General features: G+C 42.5%; 1 protein-coding gene. It reads left to right on the top strand.

The window, feature by feature from the left end; all coding sequences use genetic code 11:
- The first annotated feature begins 1,240 nt into the window (after positions 1-1,240).
- Positions 1,241-2,521 (top strand): group II intron reverse transcriptase/maturase, encoded by a 1,281-nt coding sequence (ltrA, locus tag E1176_RS02630; protein ID WP_155209027.1) that lies wholly within the window; start codon positions 1,241-1,243, stop codon positions 2,519-2,521.
- Positions 2,522-2,670 lie beyond the last annotated feature (149 nt).

Raw genomic sequence — 2,670 nt, 5'->3', positions numbered from 1 at the left:
GTAAAGGCATGAATGCTATATGGTGTTAGCAGCTTTTACTAATGTTCAAAGTCAATTAGTTCGTAGGTATTTGAAGGACAATTCAACTCATACTGAACTTTATATCCTGTCATATCTAGAAGAACGATTTGCTTATCATTTTTTTTATAAGCCCAAATTACGATGCTGAGCTGATTTCTGATTATAGATATTGGCATAACTCTTAGCCAAATATCATTCGAATTCATTCTCCTTGATATCTTTTTGCTGTTCGAAACATCTGAAATTACGATATCTAAGTCATTAATCTGGTTTGGATAGTCATTAAACGATATAGCTTGAGAAGTTAGGTAGACCTTTGTTAGACTATAATCAGCTTTTATATCCGCTAGCACGGTATCGATGGCATGAAAGTAAAGGCCATTTTCATTAGGAGACATTGAGTTATATATCTGTCCGGAAACATGATTAGTTATTATTAAAAGGAGAGTTAGTATATGATATCTCACGTCCCTACGTATATAAATTGCTGCTAACGCCCGTATATGGTCGCGTGTGCGCCACACGGGCAATAAGATGCCAAAATAGTGAAATCTGCTGAGGCTACCAACAGTTGCGGATAACCACTGCGGTTCACAAGACACAGGAAACTGCGAACTGAAATAACTAGGAAACTACGATCTGTTCATAGCAGTAGATGAACGATCAAGCCGCACTTACAGCAGCTTAATCCTCAGTTCGCATATGCGCCATATACCATGTGTGTGCCTAGCATGGGCAACAGGTATCTAAGATACCAAATTATTCCAGAGGGTGTAAGTCCCTCGTGTGCGGGAGTCGTGTCCCGAAGCACTAGCAAGTCGCAAGGTGGTTTACCGTGAGGTTTACACTGAAGGAAGCGAGACTGCAAAGCCCGGTTCCAACGAACAGGAACTGGATACAGAGGCTGTATAGGTCGGATGAGGTAGCACATCATACTGACGTCCAAAGGGAGGGAAACCATCAAGTACCTATGCAGTAGATCCAGTGGATATTGGGGGAAGGAATATGCCCTTACCTGGGGAGATCTCGAACTGTACGAGTTACAGTTTGAGAAGTCAGCAGAGGCCATAGTACGGATCAGGAAACGAGCTGTCACCTCAAGGATAAAGACAGAGGACTCACGAGAGAAGAAAGGGCTGAACATTGAATTGCGTCCCAATTCGAATAGGAATTCGCCAGTTGGTGGATAGCCTATTCTTAAGCAGGACAAGGAAAGAATATGATAGAAAAAGTACTACAAGCCAAAAACCTTTATAAAGCTTATCACCGTGTGGTAAGAAATAAAGGGGCATCGGGCATAGACAGGATGGAGGTTTCGGAGCTAAAGTCATACATTGACAAGCACCATAATGACATCCTTATGTCTATACTGAACGGCAAGTACGTACCTACCGCTATCAGAGGGGTAGAGATACCCAAATCAAATGGTAAAGTCAGACTACTGGGCGTACCTACGGTAGTAGACAGGTGGCTTCAACAGGCCGTAAGCCAACAATTAGCAACCAGATTCGAGCTTGATTTCGAAGAAGAAAGCTATGGTTTCCGTCCACAGAAGAACCTCCACCAAGCAGTCAAACAATCTCTGAAAAACATCAACGATGGCTATCAGGATATTGTAGATATAGATTTGAGAGGATTTTTCGATGAAGTTCAACATTACAAACTACTGCAACTGATCTACAATAAGGTAAAATGCCGCACTACTTTATGGTTAATCCGCAAATGGCTTCGTGCACCTATCCGTATAAATGGAAGGCTGCACAAGCGTAGGAAAGGAGTACCACAGGGTAGCCCGCTTAGCCCATTGCTGTCCAATATATTGTTGGACACATTGGACAAGCATCTCAAAGCGAAAAGGTTAAAGTTTGTACGCTATGCTGATGATTTTAGTATTTATACCAAGACAAAAGCAGAGGCACGAAAGGTAGGTAACGAGGTATACCTGTTCTTGAAGAATAGGTTAGAGCTACCTATCAATCGTGAAAAGAGCGGAATCAGAAGGCCAAATAACTTCGAGCTTTTAGGTCATGGTTTTGTGCCGACCTATAAGAAGGGAGAAAAGGGTAAATACCAATTGATAGTGAAGAATGAAGGTTGGGTAAACCTAAAACGCAAATTGAAAGTGGCAACCAAGAAAACAATGCCTTACAGTTTTAAGGAGCGATTGCACAAACTTAAAGAAATATGGATGGGTTGGGTGCATATCTACCGGTTGGCAAGTATTCACCACAAGCTCAAACAACTCGATGAGTGGCTGCGGAATCGTCTTCGCTACTGTATCTGGCATGACTGGAAGAAACTGGAAAGAAAGCGCAAGAACCTTATCCGTTTAGGAGTGTCACAAGGCCAAGCCTATGCTTGGAGTAGAACCCGCATGGGCGGTTGGGCAGTAGCCCAAAGCCCCATATTAGTTACTACTATCACCTTATCACGCCTAAGAAGTAAAGGTTATGTAAGTACGATAGACTACTATTCGAAACTCAATCCTCAAATTCAATGAACCGCCAAGTACGAGACCCGTACGCTTGGTGGTGTGAGAGGCGCACCGTGGGCTAATGGCTCACGGCCGTCTACTCGATTAGGCACTTTTTATCATTCTTCAAATGAGTAACATTTTGAAACCTTTAATTTCAGGTAGAAATCATGATC

The organism is Fulvivirga aurantia, assembly GCF_009711475.1.
Taxonomy (GTDB): domain Bacteria; phylum Bacteroidota; class Bacteroidia; order Cytophagales; family Cyclobacteriaceae; genus Fulvivirga; species Fulvivirga aurantia.
This window is presented reverse-complemented; position numbering and strand designations above follow the sequence as displayed.

Excerpts from the sequence above, each read along its gene's own strand:
- ltrA (WP_155209027.1), top strand. The coding sequence starts at position 1,241 with ATGATAGAAAAAGTACTACAAGCCAAAAACCTTTATAAAGCTTATCAC.